Origin of the sequence: Streptomyces sp. WAC 06738, assembly GCF_003945505.1 — a bacterium.
Lineage (GTDB): Bacteria > Actinomycetota > Actinomycetes > Streptomycetales > Streptomycetaceae > Streptomyces.
Genome location: NZ_CP029618.1, coordinates 7,366,203 through 7,386,847 on the forward strand (window position 1 = coordinate 7,366,203; position 20,645 = coordinate 7,386,847).

Annotated in this window: 19 protein-coding genes; 18 read left to right on the plus strand and 1 reads right to left on the minus strand. The window is 73.9% G+C overall.

Features of this window, described 5'->3' with window-relative positions; all coding sequences use genetic code 11:
- Positions 1-196 precede the first annotated feature (196 nt).
- The 18 genes from DMB38_RS32050 to DMB38_RS32135 all read left to right on the plus strand — a co-directional run bounded on the left by DMB38_RS32050 (position 197) and on the right by DMB38_RS32135 (position 18,772).
- A complete protein-coding gene (locus DMB38_RS32050) occupies positions 197-1,312 on the plus strand; it encodes a ScyD/ScyE family protein (RefSeq protein WP_164716154.1) in 1,116 nt (371 codons plus the stop codon).
- 109 nt (positions 1,313-1,421) lie between these two features.
- Complete coding sequence (locus DMB38_RS32055; RefSeq protein WP_125938093.1) at positions 1,422-2,099, plus strand: ScbR family autoregulator-binding transcription factor; 678 nt, start codon at positions 1,422-1,424, stop codon at positions 2,097-2,099.
- Positions 2,096-2,773 carry an NAD(P)H-binding protein gene (locus tag DMB38_RS32060; RefSeq protein WP_125938094.1) on the plus strand — a complete coding sequence of 226 codons (678 nt, stop codon included), beginning with the start codon at positions 2,096-2,098 and terminating at the stop codon, positions 2,771-2,773. The genes DMB38_RS32055 and DMB38_RS32060 overlap by 4 nt, the downstream gene beginning before the upstream one ends.
- A gap of 309 nt (positions 2,774-3,082) precedes the next feature.
- On the plus strand, positions 3,083-3,940 hold the full coding sequence (locus tag DMB38_RS32065; RefSeq protein ID WP_125938095.1) for a DMT family transporter: 858 nt from the start codon (positions 3,083-3,085) through the stop codon (positions 3,938-3,940).
- A 218-nt stretch (positions 3,941-4,158) separates the two neighbouring features.
- Positions 4,159-4,383 carry a hypothetical protein gene (locus tag DMB38_RS32070; RefSeq protein WP_240662578.1) on the plus strand — a complete coding sequence of 75 codons (225 nt, stop codon included), beginning with the start codon at positions 4,159-4,161 and terminating at the stop codon, positions 4,381-4,383.
- Positions 4,384-4,385: 2 nt separating this feature from the next.
- Entirely contained in the window at positions 4,386-5,678 is a 1,293-nt protein-coding gene (locus DMB38_RS32075; protein ID WP_125938097.1) for a putative T7SS-secreted protein, read from the plus strand.
- 77 nt (positions 5,679-5,755) lie between these two features.
- Positions 5,756-6,358 carry a hypothetical protein gene (locus DMB38_RS32080; protein ID WP_125938098.1) on the plus strand — a complete coding sequence of 201 codons (603 nt, stop codon included), beginning with the start codon at positions 5,756-5,758 and terminating at the stop codon, positions 6,356-6,358.
- Between the two features lie 4 nt (positions 6,359-6,362).
- Entirely contained in the window at positions 6,363-7,262 is a 900-nt protein-coding gene (locus DMB38_RS32085) for a hypothetical protein (RefSeq protein ID WP_125938099.1), read from the plus strand.
- A gap of 227 nt (positions 7,263-7,489) precedes the next feature.
- On the plus strand, positions 7,490-8,329 hold the full coding sequence (locus DMB38_RS32090) for an alpha/beta hydrolase (protein ID WP_125938100.1): 840 nt from the start codon (positions 7,490-7,492) through the stop codon (positions 8,327-8,329).
- A 63-nt stretch (positions 8,330-8,392) separates the two neighbouring features.
- On the plus strand, positions 8,393-10,291 hold the full coding sequence (locus DMB38_RS32095; protein ID WP_125938101.1) for an SMI1/KNR4 family protein: 1,899 nt from the start codon (positions 8,393-8,395) through the stop codon (positions 10,289-10,291).
- 101 nt (positions 10,292-10,392) lie between these two features.
- On the plus strand, positions 10,393-10,755 hold the full coding sequence (locus DMB38_RS32100) for an NADH-quinone oxidoreductase subunit A (RefSeq protein ID WP_125938102.1): 363 nt from the start codon (positions 10,393-10,395) through the stop codon (positions 10,753-10,755).
- The gene (locus tag DMB38_RS32105; RefSeq protein WP_125938103.1) at positions 10,746-12,110 is read left to right on the plus strand and encodes a DUF4779 domain-containing protein; all 1,365 of its coding nucleotides are present in this window, start codon (positions 10,746-10,748) and stop codon (positions 12,108-12,110) included. Before DMB38_RS32100 ends, DMB38_RS32105 begins: the two co-directional genes overlap by 10 nt.
- Entirely contained in the window at positions 12,103-13,038 is a 936-nt protein-coding gene (locus DMB38_RS32110; RefSeq protein WP_125938104.1) for an NADH-quinone oxidoreductase subunit H, read from the plus strand. Before DMB38_RS32105 ends, DMB38_RS32110 begins: the two co-directional genes overlap by 8 nt.
- A gap of 29 nt (positions 13,039-13,067) precedes the next feature.
- Positions 13,068-13,631 carry an NADH-quinone oxidoreductase subunit J gene (locus DMB38_RS32115; RefSeq protein WP_125938105.1) on the plus strand — a complete coding sequence of 188 codons (564 nt, stop codon included), beginning with the start codon at positions 13,068-13,070 and terminating at the stop codon, positions 13,629-13,631.
- A complete protein-coding gene (gene nuoK / locus DMB38_RS32120; protein WP_047019051.1) occupies positions 13,628-13,933 on the plus strand; it encodes an NADH-quinone oxidoreductase subunit NuoK in 306 nt (101 codons plus the stop codon). The genes DMB38_RS32115 and nuoK overlap by 4 nt, the downstream gene beginning before the upstream one ends.
- Entirely contained in the window at positions 13,930-15,834 is a 1,905-nt protein-coding gene (locus tag DMB38_RS32125; RefSeq protein WP_125938106.1) for a proton-conducting transporter membrane subunit, read from the plus strand. Before nuoK ends, DMB38_RS32125 begins: the two co-directional genes overlap by 4 nt.
- Positions 15,835-15,842: 8 nt before the next feature.
- Positions 15,843-17,348: an NADH-quinone oxidoreductase subunit M gene (locus DMB38_RS32130; protein ID WP_125938107.1), complete on the plus strand. Its 1,506-nt coding sequence runs from the start codon at positions 15,843-15,845 to the stop codon at positions 17,346-17,348.
- A gap of 17 nt (positions 17,349-17,365) precedes the next feature.
- The gene (locus tag DMB38_RS32135) at positions 17,366-18,772 is read left to right on the plus strand and encodes an NADH-quinone oxidoreductase subunit N (RefSeq protein WP_164716230.1); all 1,407 of its coding nucleotides are present in this window, start codon (positions 17,366-17,368) and stop codon (positions 18,770-18,772) included.
- A gap of 52 nt (positions 18,773-18,824) precedes the next feature.
- Here DMB38_RS32135 and DMB38_RS32140 read toward each other — a convergent pair whose 3' ends face one another.
- Positions 18,825-20,570, minus strand: coding sequence for a VanW family protein (locus DMB38_RS32140; protein ID WP_125938109.1), 1,746 nt, complete (start codon positions 20,568-20,570; stop codon positions 18,825-18,827).
- Positions 20,571-20,645: the final 75 nt, after the last annotated feature.

A 20,645-nucleotide genomic window follows, 5' to 3' on the forward strand; every position in this document is an offset into this window, starting at 1 on the left:
CACACCGCCGACCGTCATGTGTCCAATTCCCGCGCGGAAACGGAGTCCTGCTCGAGCGCCACTTGAATACCGGGGCGTTGTCCAACTGCGCCCGCTGCGCAGTCGAACAATGCACGACGTCATACCGCGGCAGTGTTTATGGTGTCGCGGATTGCCCATAACAAGCCCGCTCCATGCGGCGGCAAGAAGGAGTGAGATGTCGAGCAAGAACAGGAAGTGGAAGAGGGCTGTCCTGTCCGCAGGCGTGCTCGGCGGTGTCACCGCGGTGACGCTGCCGGCGCCCGCGGTCGCCGACGAGACCGAACCGGCGATCGAGGTCGTGGCCGATGAGCTGAACAACCCGCGCGGGCTCCACGTGGACCGCCACGGGCGGATACTCGTCGCCGAGTCCGGCAAGGGCAAGGCGGGCTGCGAGGCTGGCAAGCAGTGCGTCGGCGCCACCGGTTCCGTCTACCGCATCGACGGCCGGAAGCAGGGCCGCGTCGTCAACGGCCTGCCGTCTCTCGCCGCCGGTGTGGCCAACCCGCAGCAGCCCATCTCGGCCACCGGCCCCGTCGACGTGGAGCCGAGCGCCTTCGGGTACGTGGTCCTCAACGGCGGCGGCAACACCAACGAGTTCCGCGCGGGGCTCGGCGCCGGGGCCAAGCACCTCGGCACCCTGCGGCACTCCGCCGGGCACACCATCGCCGACCTCGTCGACTACGAGACGCGGATGGACCCCGACTGGGTGCTCGGCGAGCCGCCCACCCCGAACGAGCCCTCGTCCGTGCAGAGCAACGCCTGGCGGCTGGCCAAGACCGGCAAGGGCGGTTACCTGGCGACGGACGCGGCGGGCAACGACCTGCTGGGCATCTCCGCGTTCGGCTCGATACGCGCCGAGGCCGTCTTCCCCGGCAACACCGTGAACGGCCAGCTCTCCGAGGCCGTACCCGGCGGCGTCGTCGAGACCCGCGACGGCACCGTCTACGTCTCCGACATGGGCGCCCTCAAGCCCGGCGCGGCCCGGATCTGGAAGATCGCACCCGGCCACCGCCCCGTGGTGTTCGCCGAAGGCCTGACGGCCGTCAGCGACCTCGCCCTGGACAAGTCCGGCGACCTCGTCGCGCTCACGATCACCGGCGGCTACGGGCCCGAAGGCCCCAAGCCCGGCGCGATCAACGTGGTCGACACCGGCACAGGCGACGTCACCCCGGTCGAGACCGGCGACCGCCTGACGATGTCCTCGGGGGTCGCCGTCGGCCCGGACGACGAGATCTACGTGACCAACAACTCGGTCGGGACCAGCGGCGAAGTCCTCAAGATCACCCGCTGACCACCGCCGGCGTCCGTCACCGGCCGACCGGCCGGTGACGGACACCCCTGCCCCCCTGGCCACTACCATGGGCGGCTTCCGGGAGCACCTGTTCGAGTCGGAGAGGTCCATGGCGGGAGTGCGGCAGGCGCGGGCGATGCGGACCCGCCAGGCGATCATCACGGTGGCCGCCGAGGTCTTCGACGAGTACGGCTACGACAGCGCCAGCCTCAGCCGGATCGTGCAGCGTGCGGGCACCACGATGGGCGGTCTGTACTTCCACTTCGAGTCCAAGCAGGCGCTGGCCAAGGCCGTACTCGCCGAGCAGAGCCCCGAGCAGTGGCTGCTCCCGCCCGGGGCCGACGGGCTGCAGCGGCTCATCGACGTCACCATGCGCCTCGCCCACGAACTCCGCAGCAACGTCGTGCTCAGCGCCGGCCTGCGGCTGACGTTCGAGCGCAGCGGCCTGGAGAAGGAGGGCGCGACCCTCCACCGCCTCTGGACCGACCACCTCCGCAGCCAGATGGCCGCCGCCCGCGCGGCGTCGGAACTCCTGCCGGAGGTCGACGAGGCGGAGTGCGCCCACATGCTGATGGGCGCGTACTTCGGCATCCAGGTGCTGTCGCAGGCGACGACGGGCCGCGCGGATCTGCCGGAGCGGGTGGCGGCGCTGTGGCGGTACCTGCTGCCGGGGATGGCGACGGCGGAGGCGCGCGCGAGGCTGGAGATCCGCCCGTACGAGGACGTGGCCGCGGACCTGTCCGCGCCCGGACCGCCGACCCGCGTGGGAGGAGAGGCGGACGGATGAGGCTCACGGTCCTGGGTGCCACCGGCGCCACCGGCCGCCTGGTGGTGCGCCGCGCCCTGGACGAGGGCCATCACGTCACCGCGGTGGTCCGCGACCCCGCCCGGCTGCCGGTGACCGGCGAAGCCCTGGACGTCGCCACCGTCGGCGACGTCACGGACCCCGAACCCCTGGCCGAACTCTGCCGGGACCGCGACGCGGTGCTCTCCTGCCTGGGCACCACCACCCGCCGCGCCCCGGCGGTCCTGGCACCCGCCACCCACGCGCTGGTCCGCGCGGCGCAGGCGGCCGGCATGACCCGTGCGCTCGTCATCAGCGCGGCCCCGGTCGGCCCGCCGGCGCCGGACGAGGGACTGCCGGCCAGGCGGATCGTCTTCCCGCTGGTACGGGCCGTGTTCAGGGACGTGTACGCGGACTCGGCGGCGATGGAGGAGGAGTTGGCCCGCAGCCCCCTGGACTGGACGGCCCTCCGCCCGGGCCGCCTGACCAACACCCCGGCCACGGGCCACTACCACCACCGCATCGGCACCAACGTCCCCACCACGGGCTCCCTGCCCCGCGCCGACCTGGCCCACGCCATGCTGGACCTGCTCCCGCAGGAGGCGACGTGGCGCCAGGTGGTGGGCGTAGGACCGGTACGGAGGAGAAAAGGGCGCCATGGAGAACTCGGTGCTTGAATACCCGGAGACCGGCCGGATCGGACTGCGTCGTATTCGGCATTGATTGAGGTCCCGATTCGCACCGGCACCTGAGCATTGCACATAACACCGCCGTAGCGTGCCGGGGCGAAAGCGCCCTCCGGTAGCCGTCCGCCCCCGATCCCTTCCGCTCCCCGCCGTTCTCCACGGCTGTGAAGCGGTATATCGGTCGCGTCCCAGGGCGAGCCGGAGGGCCGTGGGGGGTGCCGGGGGGTACGGTCCGGACGTAGTGACGCAGATGCTCCCTGATCGGCAGGGCGGCCGGCACCTACCGCGCGGATACCCGACATGCTCGTTCTCGCCGTAGCCTTCGCGGTCCTCGGTGCCGCCAGCAACGCGGCCGGCACCGCGTTCCAGCGCAAAGCCGCCGCCACCGTGCCCCAAGGCGGCGGTCTGCGGCTGCTCCTCGCGCTGGCGCGCAAGCCGGCGTGGCTCATCGGCATCGCCGGGGTCACCGGGGCGGCCGTCAGCCAGGCGGTGGCCCTGGCCAACGGGCCGTTGTCCCTGGTGCAGCCGGTCTTCATCCTGGAACTGCCCTTCGCCCTGCTGTTCGGTACCTTCCTGCTCCACCGCCGGCTCCCGGAAGAAGGCTGGTGGGCCGTGGCCGCCGTGGTCGCGGGACTCGCGCTGGCGCTCGGCGCCGCCGCCCCGACCGGGGCCCGGGACCTGGCGCCGATGACCCGCTGGATCCCCGCGCTGATCGCCTGCCTGGGTGCGATGGCCGCCGCGGCCGCCGTCAGCGTCCGCAGCCCCTCCGGCCTGCTGCGCGCCGCCGTCCTCGGCGCGGCGGCCGCCGTCGGCAACGCTCTGACCGCCGCCCTGCTCAAGACCGCCACCTTCACCCTGATCCACGACGGCCTGCTCGCCTTCCTGACGACCTGGCAGACCTACGGCTTCGTCCTCTGCGGCATCGCCGCCGTACTCCTCCTGGAGAACGCCCTGCAAGCCGGCTCCCTCGCCGCTTCCCAGCCGGCCCTCACCATCGGCGACGCCACGGTGAGCCTGGCTCTCGGCGTCTTCCTCTTCGACGAGAGCATCCGCCTGGGCTGGTGGCTGCTCCCCGCCTGCGTCGGCGTGGCCATCGTCCTGACCGGCGTCCTGGCCCTGGCCCGCGCGGTCCCCCACGTCCGCACCGTCACCGGCTGACCGCCACCGCCGCCGACGCACACTCCCGGCCCGTATCCGGGTGTATGAGAGTTTCCTGTGAATGGCGGCTTCGACCGTCGATGGCCGGTTCGGGTCCTAGGCTGAGCTCCTTCGATCAACTCCTGTGGGAACGAGGGGCGTTCGCGTTGGGCGATCTGGTTATCCGGGGCACCGTCATGGAGGACCTCAGAAAGACATTCAGTACGATCACCCGCCGCATGGAGAACGTCCGGAAGGTGATCGGCGGTGCCGACGGGGACGCCGTGGGGGACGGGAAGCTGGTCGACGAGGTGCACGACTTCGCGGACGAGTGGAAGTACGGCATCACACAGATCGGTGAGACCACCGCCGCCACCGTGGACATGATCGACGAGATCGCCACGAAGTTCGACGAGCTCGACAAGGACCTCATGGAGACCCTCACCAAAGCGGAGGCCGGCTGACCGTGGCACCACCCGACCCCGCGCGCAGCTTCCCCACCCTCGGGTTCGACCCGACCCCCGGCGACGTGCACCGCACCCGGAGTCTGGCCAAGCGGATCGGGGGCGTCGCCGGTGAGCTGCGCGACACCGTTGCCGATCTGGAGCGAATATCGTGTGGCGCGTGGAAGGGGAAGGCCGCCGTCGCCTTCTCCGACTACGTGTCGGACGACGTCACGCCCAAGCTGCGGGAGGCCAGGGACTCCTTCGAGAAGGCGTCGCACGCGCTCAACCGCTGGTCGCACCAGTTGGAGAGCTTCCAGGACGAGGCCGCCGATCTCGAACGCGAGGCCAAGCGGCGGCAGCGGGAGGCCGACGACGCCAAGCTGGCGCTGAAGGGCGCCGCCGGTGCCGTCGAGGACAGCGACGGGGAGCGTGACGAGAAGCGCGCCGAGAAGGACAAGGAGCGCAAGGAGGAGGCGTCCGACAACGCCGACGACGCGCTCCAGCGCGTCATCGACCGTGCGGAAGAACTCCGCGACCGCTGCCGCGCCGCCGCCGAGCGGATCACCGACGACCTCGACAGTGCCAGCGACATGGCGCCCAACGAGCCGGGGCTCTTCGACCGGATCACCGGCGGGATCGCCGACGCCTTCGGGGACGCGGTCGACTGGGTCCAGGACCACGCCGACTTCATCAAGGCCATCGGCGACCTGCTGAGCACCCTCAGCGGCATCCTCGGCGTACTCGCTATCATCACCGCCCCGTTCGAGCCCATCGGCGCCATCTTCGCCACCGCCGCCATGGTGACCAGCGCGCTCGCGTTGGTCACCCACCTGACCGCCATGGCTGCGGGCGCCGACGTCAGCTGGCTGGACATCGGCCTCGACGCGCTGGGTGTCATCCCCGGCGTGAAGGGCGTCACCGCGGGCGCCGAGCTCGCGAGGGGCACCAACGCGGTGGCGCGCGCGGCCAGGCTGGGCAGCGCGTACACCGGGACCGTCGGGAGGGGCAAGATGTTCATCCTGTTCGGCCCGGCGAAGACCTTCCCCCTCATCACGGGCGGGAGCCGCATGATGCTGGCGGCGGAGAGCGCGTACCAGAACATCCGCATGGGCCAGTGGCTGGGCACGCAGGGTCTCAACCTCATCGCCAAGCCGCTGCTCAAAGCGGACGAGCTGATCGCGCCGATGTCGAACCTCGGGCGGGGCCTCGACGCGGGCATCAAGGGCGCGCTCACCGGCTTCAAGATCAAGGGGCTGGCGGAGCGCGACTTCGGCTTCGGCGACGCCTTCGACAACGCGGCCACGGCCCGGTGAGCGACGTGAGCGATGCGACCGGTCCGGTCGGGACCGACACGGCACGCGACGCGCCGAAAGCAGGTCTGCCGCCGCCCATGGCTTTCCACGTCCCCGAGGGCATGCACGCCGTCTCCCTCACCCTCGACCCCGCCGAGCGCGCCGAGGCCGCCGCCGAACTCGTCCGGGACATCTACCCGGAGGGCGACCGGCAACTCTGGGAGGCGATGGGTGCCATCTACGTACCCGTGCTGGAGGCGATGGCCGGCAACGGCGTCTGCTTCACCGGGATCGGTATCTACGACGACGAGGAGGGCGGTGTCGCGCACTGCTCGCTCACCGTCGCCGCGATGGAGTCCGGCCACACCAGCGCCGAGGTGGCGGCGCTCGGCCTGCGGGAGATCTTCGGGCGTCGGCCCAAGCACGACGTACGCTGGCTCGACCTGCCCTGCGGCCCGGCCGTCGCCGTGATCACCGTCAAGGCGTTGACCGTCGACGGCGAATACACCGGGACCGGCGAGGACACGCGGCTGATCACCGGTCAGATCCAGGTCTACGTCCCGTTCCCCACCGGTCCCTACACTGCGGTGTTCACACTCGACACCAGCGCGATGAACCAATGGGACGACCTCAGCGAGCTGATGGCGGAGATCGTCAAGTCCGTGGCCTTCCCCGAGCCGGAAGCCATGGAGGGAGGCTGACGGCATGGACTGGTATCCCGGCGGGGACGAGACCCTGCAGTACCGGACGGGGGTGCACTTCGCCGCCGGCGTGGCGCCGCGCGTCGCGGGCGCGCGCTGGTTCCGGGACACCGGGCGCCGCGACATCCAGCGGGAGTTGCAGGAGCAGGCGGGCTGGCCGGAGGGGCCGGAGTTCACCGTGCGCCCTGCGGGGGAGCGGGCGGCGCGGCGTACGGGCCGGGTGCTGGGTGTCGGCATCCCGGCCGTCCTGAACGTCGTCGCGAACGCGCTCGGCGGCGGCGGTTCCCCCTTCGGCAGCCCGTCCGTCCGGGGGCGGCCCGACGAGCCGGAGAACGAGGTCGACGACTTCCCCGTGCTGTGGGCCGACCCGGGCACCGTGGCGCGCGGCGCCCCCTGGCAGCTCGACCCGTCGCGCCGACCGGACACCTACCGCACGCACGTGGCGCTCACCGAACGGCGCCTGGTGTTCCTCGGCACCACCGTGGGCTCGATCGACCCCGCGGACGTCCTGTGGGAGGTGCCGCGCGACACCGTCGCGGAGCTGCGGCGGATGCCGTACAGCGAAGGGGAGTCCGATGTACGCCTCACCTTCACCGACTCCTCCTGGATCCGGCTGACCGCGATGAACCCCGACGACGCGGCCCTGCTGATCCGGCATCTGCAGGGGGCGGTCGGCAGCCTGCAGAAGTCGGATCTGACAGAGGGGCAGCGGATCCGCGTCGACCGGTTCGTACGCGACCTGCCGAAGAACGCGGAGCCGCCGACGTTCACGGTGCTGCCGAGCGGCATCGTCCAGGTCTGCTGCGAGGTTCCCGCGAAGGGTGCGCCGGGACTCTACGACACCCACGCGATCCTCATGGACTCCGCCGGCGCCCCGGCTCAGCCCCGTCCCGGCGATCTCTGAGACCTCCCGGCCGGTCACCCCATCGCCCCTTCGGCGGCGTGACGCGGGGCCCGGGTCCCCAGCGTGGGGATGCGGGCAGGACCGCCCGTCGAGGGAGCCGGGACCGGAGCCGGAGCCGGCGGCTCGCGGCGAATCGCTGACTCTCCTTCCTGTGATGTCCGAATAGTCTGAAACCTTCTGCGCGAGAGCCCGCGCGCACGCCGGCGCCGGAGAGATCGGACGGGACGATGGACCAGACCGCATCACCACCCGACACGGTCGTACTCATCCACGGCCTCTGGATGACGCCCCTGTCGTGGGAGCACTGGGTCACCCGGTACGAGAGGCGCGGCCTGAAGGTGATCACGCCCGGCTACCCCGGGATCGAGCCGGGCGAGGCCGGCGTCGAGGCGCTGCGCCGCGATCCCTCGCCGCTGGCGGGGCTCGGAGTGCGCGAGGTCCTCGACCACCTGGCCGGGGTGGTGGCGGCGCTCGATACGAAGCCGGCCCTCATCGGCCACTCGTTCGGCGGTACCTTCGTGCAGCTCCTCCTCGGCGCCGGGTACGGCGCGGTCGGTGTGTCCATCGACGGCGCGCCCGTCAAGGGGATCCGGGCGCTGCCGGTGAGCGAGATCAGGGCCCTCTTCCCGGTCCTGCACAACCCGGCGAACAAGAACCGCGCGGTGCCGATCACCGAGAAGCAGTTCCACCACGCGTTCACGAACAACATGAGCGAGGAGGAGTCGAAGGCCGTCTACGACCGCTACGCGGTCCCCGTCTCCGGCCGGCTCCTCTTCCAGGGCGGCTTCGCCAACCTCGCGCCGCACGCCGCGACGGCCTACGACTTCGCCGACCGCGACCGGGCGCCCCTGCTCTTCATCTCCGGCGGCGACGACCGCATCCTGCCGCCGGCCGTGCAGCACGAGAACTACCGGAAGAACGAGAAGCACGGCGGCGCCATCGTCGCGTACCGGAAGTTCCCCGGCCGCAGCCACTACACCTGCGGCGAGGACGGCTGGGAGGAGGTCGCCGACTTCGCGCTCGACTGGGCGATCGAACCCGCGCCCCTGCACATCGACCCGAGCTGAGCGCCGCGGAGCACGATCGCGGCGGCGGCCGGGCTGTCAGTGCCGGGTGGCAGTATCCCGGGCATGGGCGGCGACGGGTTCGACTGGCACGGGTTCCTGGGGCGTTGGCAGGAGGAGTGGGTTCCGCGGGCGGACGAGCAGGAGGACGAGGGCGGTGAGGGGGCCCGCTTCGCGCTGGGGCGGGCCGGGGCGGCGGAGGCGGTGATCGTCGCGGCCGAGGAGCGGCTGGGGCTGCGACTGCCGGAGTCGTACCGGGAGTTCCTGGCCGTCAGCGACGGGTGGCACGTCGACGAGACGGCCGGGGTCCATCAGCTCGGGGGTGCCGCGGACATCGACTGGTTCCGGGATCCGTACGGCCAGAGTTCCGTGCACGAGGAGCACCTCGGCGACGATCCGCGCGCGGAGGATGTGCTGCTGGCCGGGATGTGGCGGCGGGCGCTGCGGCTGGAGACGGACTCCGACATGTCGCACGCGCTGCTCGATCCGGGTGACGTCGGCCCGGACGGCGAGTGGGCGCTCTACCTCTACCACGGCTGGAGCGGCGAAGAGCCCGACCGCTACCCGTCGTTCCGCGTCTACCTGGAGGCCATGTACCGCGACTTCCACCACAGCCGGGCCGAGCGGGCCGACTTCGTGAACGCGACGACCCGCGCCCAGGACGCCCGCGTGGAGGACGCCCGCCGGCTGGCGCTGCGCGGGCGGTACGAGGAGGCGCTGCCCCTGCTCGAGGAGGCGGTGTCCTACGGCCGGCCCGGGAGCGCCGTCCTGCTGAACCAGCTCCGCTACGTGCGGGCGCCGGGGAGCCCGCGGGCCTACGGCGAGCTGGTGGCCGACCCCCGCTACCAGCCGGAGTTGCTGCCCGTGGAGGCCACGACGGAACAACGGGACGGACGGCCGGACGGGGACGACCAGTGGCTCCGCATGATGGTCGCCCGCGGCGTCGACCGGGAGACCGCCGAGGCGGTACTGCACGCGGTGCGGAACGGGACCCACGTCTACGCGCCCCCCGGCCCTTGGGGCCGGGCCGTCGCCGGGGCCCGCGAGGCGGCCCGCTGGGGGCTGACCGACGACGCGTGGCGGATCCTGCGCGGCGCGCTGCCGTCGTGGGAGGCGCCCGGGCCCGCGCTGATCGCCCCGGTCGGCCTCCTCGCCGACCCCGTGCTGGGCCCGCTGGTCACCCCCGAGCGCGGGCGGGAGATCCTGGCGACCCCGCGGGCCGGGGAGAGCGGACCCGCCCCCGAGCCGGTGCCCGGCCTCGACCCGCCGGGCCTCGCCTGGCTGGCGGAGCCCGCGGCGAACCGGCGGCCGGGGGACGGATACCGTGTCGTCTGGATCGAAGGGGCGGACCCCGCCGGGCTGCCCGCCCTGATCGGTGAAGAAGGCGCCGGGCTGAGTGCGCCCGCGGATCCGCGCAGAGCGTCCTGGGGGGCGCCCGGTCCCCACGAGCGGGAGGGTGTGGAGCTCTGGGAGGACCGGCCCGTGGTCGCCGTCGGCCGCACCGCGGAAGGCTGGGCGTTCGCCGCCGACATCAACTCCCACCGGTACCTGACCGGCCTGTTCCGCTCTCCGGCCGCGGCCGCCTCCGCGGCCGGCCGCGCGGTGGTGCTCTGGCGCGAACCGACGAGCCACTTAGCCGGCCGCCCGACCGTGTTCCACCTGTCCGTGGCCGAACGGGGTGAGGAGCTCTGGGCGTTCACCGTACGAGGCGCGAAGGCCGAGTGCTCCGGCGCGATACCCGATGCCCTGGACCCCGCCCGGCTCTTCCGCCCAGAGGAGACCGAGCAGGAGCGCGAAGCGCGTTTGCTGGCGGTCCTCCAGGCCGAACTCGGGCTCTCGCTCCCGCGCTTCGCGCTCACCCGGGGCAGACTGCCCACCCTCACCACCCGGTCCTGGACCCGCGAGCCCCGCGAGGGCGAGGGGTTCGCCTACGCCTTTCTCACGAGCGGCCCGTACCGGAGCTGAACGCCCGCCTCGGCGCGATCGGTGTGCCTATCCGTTGAGATGACGGCGCATCACCCTCGGCGGTCGGCCGTGGCGTCCGGCGGTCACGGTATGTGTCGGGCATGATGCTCGGCGTGGCGGTATGGGAGCCGGTGGCGGTGCTGCTCGGCGTGGTGATCGGCGGGGTCGCGGCGCTGCACGGCCTGGGCGCGTGGCTGCGGGGCGGGTCGGGGGCGCTGGAGTCGGGGCCGTTCAGCGGCGGACTGCCGCCCGCGGAGCACGCGTTCTCCCGGTTCCATGTGCGCTGGTACCCCGTGACGATGATCTTCCTGGCGTTCGACATGGAGATGCTCTTCATGTACCCGTGGGTGCGCGTCGTCAGCGAGATGGGCACGCCGGCGGTGGTCGAGATGTTCCTCTTTCTGGGCATCCTCTTCGCGGCCGTCGTCTATGCCTGGCGCGAGGGCGCGCTGCGGTGGGCCTGAGGGAAGCGCTGCGCCGCACGGGGACCCGGCATCCCGCCGTCCTGCCGGCAGTCCACCCCGGGGGTACGGAGACGCGGCTGGCGGTGGAGGCGGGGCTGCGGCGGCGTGGCTGGCCGGTGGCCGCGAGCCCGGCGGCGGCGAGCGCGCTGCTGGTCGTCGGGGCGGGCGGCGCCGGGGCGGGGGAGTGGACGGACGCGCTCTGGCGGCAGATCCCGTACCCCAAGTCCCGGTCCACGGTGACCGGAGCGGACGGCGTCGAGACGGCGCTGGACGGACTGCTGCGGACGCTGGCGGCACCCGCCGGGGGGAGCGGCGGGGGTATGGCCGGTGATGTGGGCCCGGGGGAGGGCGCCGCGCGGGGGCGGCCCGGTGCGGGGCACGGAGCTCACGACGACCACGGCGGTCACGAGAGCCCCCGTGGCCCCCGTGGCCGGGAGGACCACCGCGGCCACGGAGGCGACGAACCCGGCCACGAGGGGCACGAGAGCCACGACGGCCACGAGAGCGCCGGCACCCACGAGCGCCCCGGCGGCCACGGTGCGCACGATGCTCACGCGGCGCATCTCGATCACGCCGGCCCCGTCGCCGGGTTGCCCATGGCCGAACGTGCCGACGACCGCGACGGGCTCCGGCTCGACCGGCTGCACCTGCCGCTCGGGCCCGGGCTCACCGACTGGCCCGCCGGGCTCGTGCTCGACGTCGCCCTGCAAGGGGACGTCGTACAGCACGCCGAGGTGCGTACCGCCACGCCCGCCGCGGAGGAACTGCCGTACTGGGACGAGCCGTGGCTGCGGGCGGCCCGCGGCGAGGACGTCGTGCGCGGCGCCGCCCACCGGCGGTGCTGCGCCGCGCACCTGGACAGCATCGCGCGGCTTCTCGCGGTCTCCGGATGGCCCGATCCCGCCGTCCGTGCCCGCCGGTTGCGCGACGCCGTGCTCGGCGGCTCGCCGGCCCGGGAGTGGAGTGCGGGGCTGGGGCGGCTCGGACGGCGCGTGCGCCGGTCGCGCGTGCTGCGGGCGTCGACGGCCGGGCTCGGCGCGCTGCCCGCCGCGCGGGCGCGGCGGTCCGGGGTGACCGGTCCCGCGCTGGCCGCGGACGGTGACGCGTACGACCGGCTGCTCACCTGGCTCGGCGAGGCCATGCGCCATGCCGCAGGCGTCGACGACGACCGGCCCCTGGCACCGTACGGCCAGGAAGGACCGCGCGGGCGGCTCGACGGCCCGCGGCCGCCGTCGCGGGCCCTCCTGGACGTCCTCCCCGACCTGCTGCGCGGCGCCGAGTTCACGTCCGCCCGCGTGATCGTGGCCAGCCTCGACCCCGACCTCGACGAACTGGCGGTGGCCGTCTGTGGCTGACCCCGCGCCCGTGTGGGCCGTCGTGTTGCTGCCCTTCGCCCTCGCCGCCGCGGCGGCCCTCGTCGCCGGCTTCGACGCCGTGCTGACCGCCGCGGCGGCAGGCGGCCGCCGGGGCCGCCCCCTGCGCGCCGCGTCGGCGCCGCTGCGCGCGGGACTGCGGCTGCTGAGCCAGCAGCCGCGGCGTACGACCGCGGACGATCCGTGGCTCGGCCGCATCGGGATCGCGCTCGTCCCCGTGTCCGCCGTGCTCGCCGGCGCCGTGCTCCCGTGGGGGTTCCGGGCCGTCACGGATCCGGTGGTGGGCGTGGTGTGGTTCAACGCGATGGAGGCGCTGGCGTGGGCCGCGGTGTGGCTGGCCGGCTGGGGGCCGAACTCGGCGCTGTCGCTGGTCGGAGGCTATCGCTTCCTCGCCCAGGGTCTGGCGTACGAGCTGCCGCACATGTTCGCGCTCACCACCGCCGCGCTCGGCGCGGAGTCGCTGCGGGTCGGCGAAGTGGTGGCGGCGCAGCGGGGGCTGTGGTTCGCGGTCTGGATGCCGGCGGCGTTCGCCGTGTTCCTCCTCAGCGCGCTGGCGATGGCCTTCTGGGGCCCGTTCGACCACCCCCTCGGGCGGGACGCCGCGGGCGGTGCGGCCGCCGAGTACGCGGGCGTGGACCGGCTGGTGCTGCTGGCCGGGCGGTGGCTGCTGCTGGTGGTCACGGCCGGGTTCAGCGTGCCGCTCTTCCTCGGCGGCGGCCACGGGCCGTGGCTGCCGGCATGGGCGTGGACGCTGCTGAAGACCGCCGCGGTGCTCGGTCTGCTGGTGGCCGGCCGGCGGCTGCTGCCGACGCTGCGCATGGAGCGCTACCTGGAGTTCGCGCTGATGGTGCTCGTGCCGGTGACCCTGCTGCAGGCGCTGGCCGTCGCCGTCGTCGTTCTGAGCCGATGAGAGACCGATGAGGGAAGGAGGCCGGACCGATGCCCGATGACGCGGTGTTCTGGGTGCTCGCCGTGACGGCGGTGGCGAGCGGGGCGATGGTGTTCCGCTTCGACTCCATGGCCCGGGCGACGTACGCCCTGCTGCTCTCCCTCTTGTGCGTCGGCGGCCTGGTCCTCCGGCTCGGCCTCGACTACCTGGGCGTGGTCGTCATCCTCATGATGACGATCGAGATGTCCATCATGGCCGTGTTCATGGTGATGTTCATGATGAACCCGGCCGGGCTGCTGCCCATGTCGATGCTGCACAACAAGCGGGGCGCGGCGGCGGTGAGCGCCGCCGTCTTCGTCCTGCTGGCCGCCGGCATCCTGCTGGCCTCCTGGCCGGGGCGGCGCGGGAAGCCCGGCGACGACCCGACGATGGCCCTGGGCGAGTCGCTCATGGGCCCGCACATGCTGACGATGATGACGCTGGGCCTCGCGCTCTTCGCCACCATCGCCGCCACCGTCGTGCTCGCCACCGGCCGGGGCCGGTACGACCGCTTCGGCGACGACCTGCGCGCCCGCCGGCCCGCCGATCCCGTACGCCCGGGGGCACGCCGGTGACGCTGGAGCCGCTCCTGCTCGTGGCCGCCGCGCTGTTCTCCGTCGGGCTCTTCGGCGCGCTCTCCCAGCAGTCCGTCGTGATGCTGATGATGGGTCTGGAGCTGATGCTCGGCGGTGTCATCCTCGCCGCCGCCGCGGTCTGGCACTTCGTCGCCCCCGCGGCCACCGACGGGCAGGTGCTCGTCGTGCTGGCCGTCACGGTGATGGCGGTGGAGATGGCCGTCGGCTTCGCCGTGGTCACGGCCCTGTTCCGGTGCCGCGAGGTCGACATGACCGACGACGCCGCGGAGTTGAAGGGGTGAGCGCGGCGCTCTGGGCGCTCGTCGCCGTGCCGCTCGCCGCCGGGACGCTGCTCGCCGCGATCGGGCGCCGGGCCGACCGGTACGCGCCCGCCGCCGCCGTCGCCACCTCCGCCGCCGTGCTCGCCCTGGCGGTCTACGCCGCCGCGGCCCCGACGGCGGTGCGGGCGCCGCTGCTGGCGGGGCTGCCGTTCGGGATCGGCGCGCACGGGCTGTCCGGGCCGATGGCGGTGACCGTCGCCGCCGTCACCCTGGCCGTGCTCGTCTTCAGCGCCGGCGACATCGGCGCCGGGCAGCCGCGCGCCCGTTTCTTCGGCCTCATGCTGCTGTTCGGCGGCGCCATGCTCGTCACCGTCACCGCCACGACCCTGCCGGCGCTGCTGATGGGCTGGGAGTTCATGGGCGCCACCTCCTGGGCGCTGATCGGCTTCCGGTGGCACGATCCGGTACGGGCCGAGGCGGCGGGCGTCGCGTACGTGACCACCCGGGCCGCCGACCTGGGGCTCTACCTCGCCGCGGGTGCGGCCCTCGCCGCCGGCCAGGCGTCCGGTCTCGCGCTCGACCGGCTGCACGAGGTGCCCGCCCCCTGGCTGCACCTGCTGACCGCGGGCGTCGTCGCCGCGGCGCTGGGCAAGTCCGCGCAACTCCCGTACAGCTTCTGGCTGTCGCGCGCCATGCAGGGCCCGAGTCCCGTCTCGGCGCTGCTGCACTCCGCGACGATGGTCGTCGCCGGCGCGTACCTGCTGCTGCGGCTGCAGCCGCTGCTCGCCGCCTCCGGCTGGGGCGACGACGCGGTGGCCTGGACCGGCGCGGCCACCGCGCTCGCCCTCGGCCTGGTCGCGGTGGCGCAGCGCGACCTCAAGCAGCTCCTGGCCGCGTCCAGTTGCGCCCAGATCGGCTTCATGGTGCTCGCCGCGGGCGCGAGCGCGACCACCGGCGGCACCCTGCAACTCATGGCGCACGCCGCGGCGAAGAGCCTGGCGTTCCTCGTGGCCGGCTTCTGGCTGACGGCGTTCGGCGCCGGTACGCTGCCCGCGCTGCGCGGCGTCGCCCGGCGGGACCGGATCGGGGGCGCGGCGTTCACCGTGGCCGCCCTGAGCCTGGCCGGGGTGCCGCCGCTGTCGCTGTGGGCGGCGAAGGACCTGCTGCTGGCCGGGGCGCTGGAGCGCAGCCCGGCGCTGTACGCGGCGGGTCTGGCGGCGGCCGTCGTCTCCGCGGTCTACGCCGTCAAAGCCCTCTGGTACGTGTGGCGCCCGCCCGGACCCGTACGGCTCCCGTCCCCGGCACCGCCCGGGGCGGCGGCCGGACGGCGCGAAGGAGGGCCACAGGGCCCCCGCGCCCTCCCCGTGCCCGGGGCGGCGGCGTTCGCCGCGCTCGCCCTCGCCGTCGCCGCCCTGGCCGTCCTCGCCCTGCCCGGGCCGCGCGCCGCCGTCGCCGACCGGATCGGCGCGGGCGGCGAAGCCGCCCCGTACGCCTGGGAGCCGGCGCTCTCCGCCGTCCTCGCCCTCGCCGCGTCCGCCGCCGCCTGGGCGTGGGGCGACCGCCGCAGCCCCCTGCCCGCGCGGGTCACCGCCGCCGCGTCCGCCTGGCTCGGCCTGGAGGCAGCGGTCCGCGCCCTTCTCGTACGCCCCGTGCGCCGCCTCGCCGCCGCGCTGGCCGCCTTCGACGACCGGGTGCTCGACCGCGGCGTCGACGGCCTCGCCCGCGGCACCGTCCGGTTCGCCGGCGGCGCCGACCGCGGTGCGGAGGCGGCCGTCGACGGCGCCGTCGAGGGCATCGGCGCGCTGAGCCGCGCGCTGGGCCGGCTCGCCCGCCGCCCGCAGACCGGCCAGGCGCACACCTACCTCGCCCAGGCCGTCGCGGCCTTCACCGTCCTCGCCGCCGTCTTCGTCCTCGTGAGGTGACCGCCCCCGTGCTCACGGCCATCGTCTTCCTCCCCGCCGCCGCGGCCGGCGCGCTGCTGTGCGTACCGCGCGCCGCCGGCCGCCGGGTCTTCCTCCTCGCCTGGGCAGCCGTGTCCGCCGCCGTCCTCGCGCTGACCGTCGCGCTGTGGCTCGGCTACGACCCCGGCGGCGGCATCCAGTACGAGACGAACGCCCGCTGGATCCCCAGCGCCGGCATCGGCTACCACATCGGCGTCGACGGCCTGTCGCTCCCGCTGCTCGCCCTCACCGCCGTCCTCTTCCCGGCCTGCGCGCTGTACGCGCTGCGCGAGACCCGCCGGGTGCGGGAGTTCGCCGCCCTCTTCCTCTTCCTGGAGACCACCTGCCTCGGCCTCTTCGCCTCGCTCGACCTCATCCTCTTCTTCGTCTTCTTCGACCTGTCGATCGTCGCGATGTACTTCGTCATCGCTGGCTGGGGCCACCCGGGCGCCGCCCGCGCCGCGCAGAAGTTCTTCCTCTACACCTTCTCCGGCTCGCTCGCGCTGCTCCTCGGCTTCATCGGCCTCTATCTCGCCGCCACGCCGCACACGTTCGACATCGTCGCGCTGGCCGGGGAGAACCCGCTGGCCGGGCGGTCCGGCTACGGCGCCCTGGTGCTGCTGGCGATCGGCCTCGGCCTGGCGGTCAAGACGCCGACGGTGCCGTTCCACACCTGGCTGCCCCCGGCCCACACCGAGGCCCCGGCGGCCGGTTCCGCGATCCTGGCCGGGGTGCTGCTGAAGATGGGCACGTACGGGTTCCTGCGCATCGCGATGCCGCTGCTGCCGGGGCCGTGGCGCACGTACGCGGCCGTCTTCGCGGTCGTCGGCGTCGTCTCCGTGCTCTACGGGGCGCTGGTGGCCCTGGCGCAGACGGACTTCAAGCGCATGATCGCCTACACCTCGGTCAACCACATGGGATACATCCTCCTGGCGCTCGGCGCCGCCGCCGCGCTGGGCGAGGACACCGCGGCCGCCCGCCGCCTCGCCGTGACCGGGGCGACGTACCAGATGGTCAGTCACGGGCTGCTCACCGGCGCGCTGTTCCTCCTCGCCGGCGTGCTGCACGAGCGCGGCCGCACGTACGCCATGGGCGCCTACTCCGGCGTCGCCGCCCGCGCCCCGGCCTTCGCCGCGCTCACCGGGGTCGCCGTCTTCGCCTCCCTCGGGCTGCCCGGGTTCTCCGGCTTCATCGCCGAGTTCCAGATCCTCGCCGGCAGCCTCGGCCCGCGCCCGGTGGCGACCGTGCTGGCCGTGCTCGGCATCCTGCTGACCGCAGCGCTGCTGGTGCGGGCGCTGCAGCGGATCTTCCTCGGCCCGCTGCGGCTGCCCGACTCGCCCGGCACGCCGCGGCCGTTCCCCGACCTGCGCGCGCACGAGGCGGCGGCGATCGTCCCGCTGCTGGCGCTCGCCGTCGTGCTCGGCGTCTTCCCGCGCTTCGTCCTCGACGTCATCGAGCCGTTCTCGCGCGGCGTGCTGGAGCTCGTCGCCCGGTGAGCGGGACGGCGACCGGCATGGACGAGAACCCGCTCGACCTGCTGCCCGAAGTGCTCCTCGCCGGCTCCGCCGTGCTCGGCCTGCTGCTCGGCGCCTGGCTGCCGCGGCGGCGGCAGTGGCTGGTCGGCGCGCTGGGCCTGGCGGCCTGTACCGCGGGGATCGCCGCGGCGGCCGTGGCGGCGGGCGGCGGGCCCATGGCCGCCTTCGACGGTGCCTTCGCCGTCGACACCGTGACCTCGGCCGGCCGCATCGTCATCCTCGCCGGCACCGTGACCGTGCTGCTGCTCGGCTTCGCGCCCTTCCGCGGCGACGCGCGCGAGAGCGAGTTCCACGTCCTCGTCCAACTCGCCGCCCTGGGCGCCCTGATGCTCGCCGGCGCCCAGGATCTGCTGCTGCTCGCCGCCGCGTACCTGCTGGCCAGCGTGCCCTCGTACACCCTGGCCGGCTTCCGCAGGGACGCCCCCGGCACCGAGGCGGCGCTGAAGTACTTCGTCACCGGCGCCCTGCTCGGCGTCGTCATGCTCGCGGGCATCACCGTGCTGTACGCGGCCGGCCGCGCCAGCGCGTACCCCGCGCTCGCCGACGCGCTGCCCGGCGCCCCGGCCGCCCTTGTGACCGCCGGCACCGTCGGGCTGCTGGCCGGGCTGCTCTTCAAGACCGGTGCCGTGCCAGGACACTTCTGGGTGCCCGACGCCGTCGAGGGCAGCAGCGCGCCCGCCGCGGCGCTCCTCACCACCCTGCCCAAGGTGGGCGCCCTCGCCGCGCTCCACCGGCTGGCCGCCGTGCCGCTCGCCGGCACCGACGTGCCCTGGGACGAACTGGTCGCGGTGCTCGCCGCCGCGTCCATGACGCTCGGCAACCTCGCCGCGTTCTTCCAGACCGACGTCAAACGGCTGCTCGCCTACTCCACCGTCAGCCAGGTCGGCTACCTGCTCCTGCCCGTCGCCGTGGCCACCCGCGCCGACGGTGCCCAGCGGGCGCTGCTCTTCTACCTCGCCGGCTACGCGGTGACGAACCTCGGCGCCTTCGCCGTCGTCTGCGCGCTGCCGCACGCCCGCACCCTGGCGGACTACCGCGGCCTGCTGCGCGCCCACCCCGGCCTCGCGCTCAGCCTCGCCGTCTGCCTGCTCGGGCTCCTGGGCACTCCGCCCACCGCGGTCTTCCTCGGCAAGCTGGAGATCTTCACCGCCGCCGTCGACGGCGGTTACCTCTGGCTCGCCGTCCTCGCCGCGGTCAACACCGTGGCGTCCCTCTTCTACTACCTGCGCTGGATCCGCCCGGCGTTCGCCGCCGCCGGACCCGGACCGCGGCCGCTCGTCAGGCCCGCCGCCCTGACCGCCTACGCCACGGCCGCCGTCTCCGTCGCCCTCGGCGTCGCCGCAGGGCCGGTCCTGGACCTCCTCGGCGGACCGCTCACCCGCTGATTGCTCACCCGCCGACCTGCCATCCGCCGTCCCGGCCGCGCCCGGCGCGGGCTCACTCGCAGGTGACGCTGTCGCGCGGGGTGTACGTCGTCTTGAACGACTCCCGGTCGACCTCCCGGCCGCCGGACTTGAATATCCGCTCCACCTCGACGTCGAACCCCTCCAGCGGGGTCTGCGGCTCGCAGGCGTCCGCGTCGCCCTTGCGGGTGCCCGCCTCCACCACGTTGGTCCGCGGGCCCTTGACCGACTCGATCTCGTCGTACTTCCTGGTGCCGAGGAAGGAGATCGTCACGGAGTCCTCCGTGGCGCTCGCCTCCACGTAGATGGCGTTGCCCGAGTCGTTCCGGAACTTGAGGTCGAGGCTGCCCCAGGCCACGGTCGCCTCCCGGCCCTCCGGGTAGCGCTCGATGTAGAACGAGTGCGCCCCGTACTCCTCGAAGTCGACGCCCGCGAAGAAGGCGGCGTTGAAGACGGTGGTCGCGACCGCCGAGACCCCGCCGCCGGTGGCCCGCGTGTACTTGCCGTCCAGGATGATGATCCCTTCGACGAACCCGTTGGCCTCCGTCCGCTCGCCCACGGTGTCGTTGAAGCTCCAGGTATCGTCCGGCATGACGACCGAGCCGTCGATCAGCTTCGCGGCCTGGCCGACGTTCTGCGTACGGTACGGGGCCGGCGGGAACTCGACGGTGAAGGTCGACATCTGCTCCTTGATGCCCAGCCGGCCGGCGTTCTCACCGGTGAGCTGCGGCTGGTCGACCCGGGTGGCCACCGGCCCCGTACGGGCGTCCGCACCCTCCTCGGGCAGCAGCTCCAGCACGGCCTTCGCCAGCGCCTTCTGCGTGATCTCGCGGCCCTCGGTGGCCTCGGAGGCCACGACGACCCGCTCGCCGTCCCAGCGCAGCCGGGCGTTCTCGGCCTCGCCGGAGACCTGCTCCACCTGGGCCGCCACCTCGGGCGCGCGGAAGAGCCCGCGGCCGTCGAGCCGGGGCGTCAGCCGGTCCGAGTCGTCCGGCTCCATCGCGAGATGGCCGCCCAGCACCTCCGGGGCGATCTCGATCTCCCCGCCGCCCCGGACGGTGAGCGTGACCGGCCCGGACATGGCCGGAGCGGCGAACCCGGCCATGGCGCGGTCGACTTCCTCCGCGCCGACCGCGGGCTCGACCTCGCGCACCGGGAGCGCCAGCGGGCCGTCCTCACGGTCCGGGGCCGCGGCCTGAAGTTCCGCCAGTGCCCCGTCCACGTCGAGCGACCTGCCGGCGCGCGGCTGCACGGCCGTGGGCTCGCCGCCGTGGAAGGTGATCGAGCCGTCGCGCACCTCGCGGTCGTACGACTCGGCGAGGGAGGCGAGCGCCGCGCGGCCCTTCTCCCCGTCCACGCGGATCACCGGCTCGACGTCGCCCCCGCCCCCGGAGAAGAGCCTGCCGATGACGGTGAGCGGGCCGGAGCCGGACTGCGCGGCGTCGTCCACGGTCGCCTCGGCGTCCAGCGTGACGCCCGCCGCCCGGGAGCCGAGTTCGCCGGTCTCGTCGCCCATGCGCACGGGCAGGCGGTCCGGCACCAGCTCCGCCCTGTTCCGCTCCAGCTTCTCCTCCGCCTCCGCCCGGCTCATGCCGCCTATGTCGAGGTCGAGCACGCGGGTCCCCGAGGGTATGTCGTCACCGCCGACGAGCAGGCCGAGGACGTAGAGAAAGCCGAAGACGACCGCGACGGCCGCGGCCGCGACGCCCGCCACCAGCGGGGGCCGGTAACGGCCGGCGGGCGGACTGTCGGGCGCCTCGCGACCCGGGGAAGGGAGCACGAACTCTCCTCTGCGTGGCTCGACCTCTGGCCGTCGGCTGTTTTCCGCTAATTACCTTAGCGGACGCCTGTGACG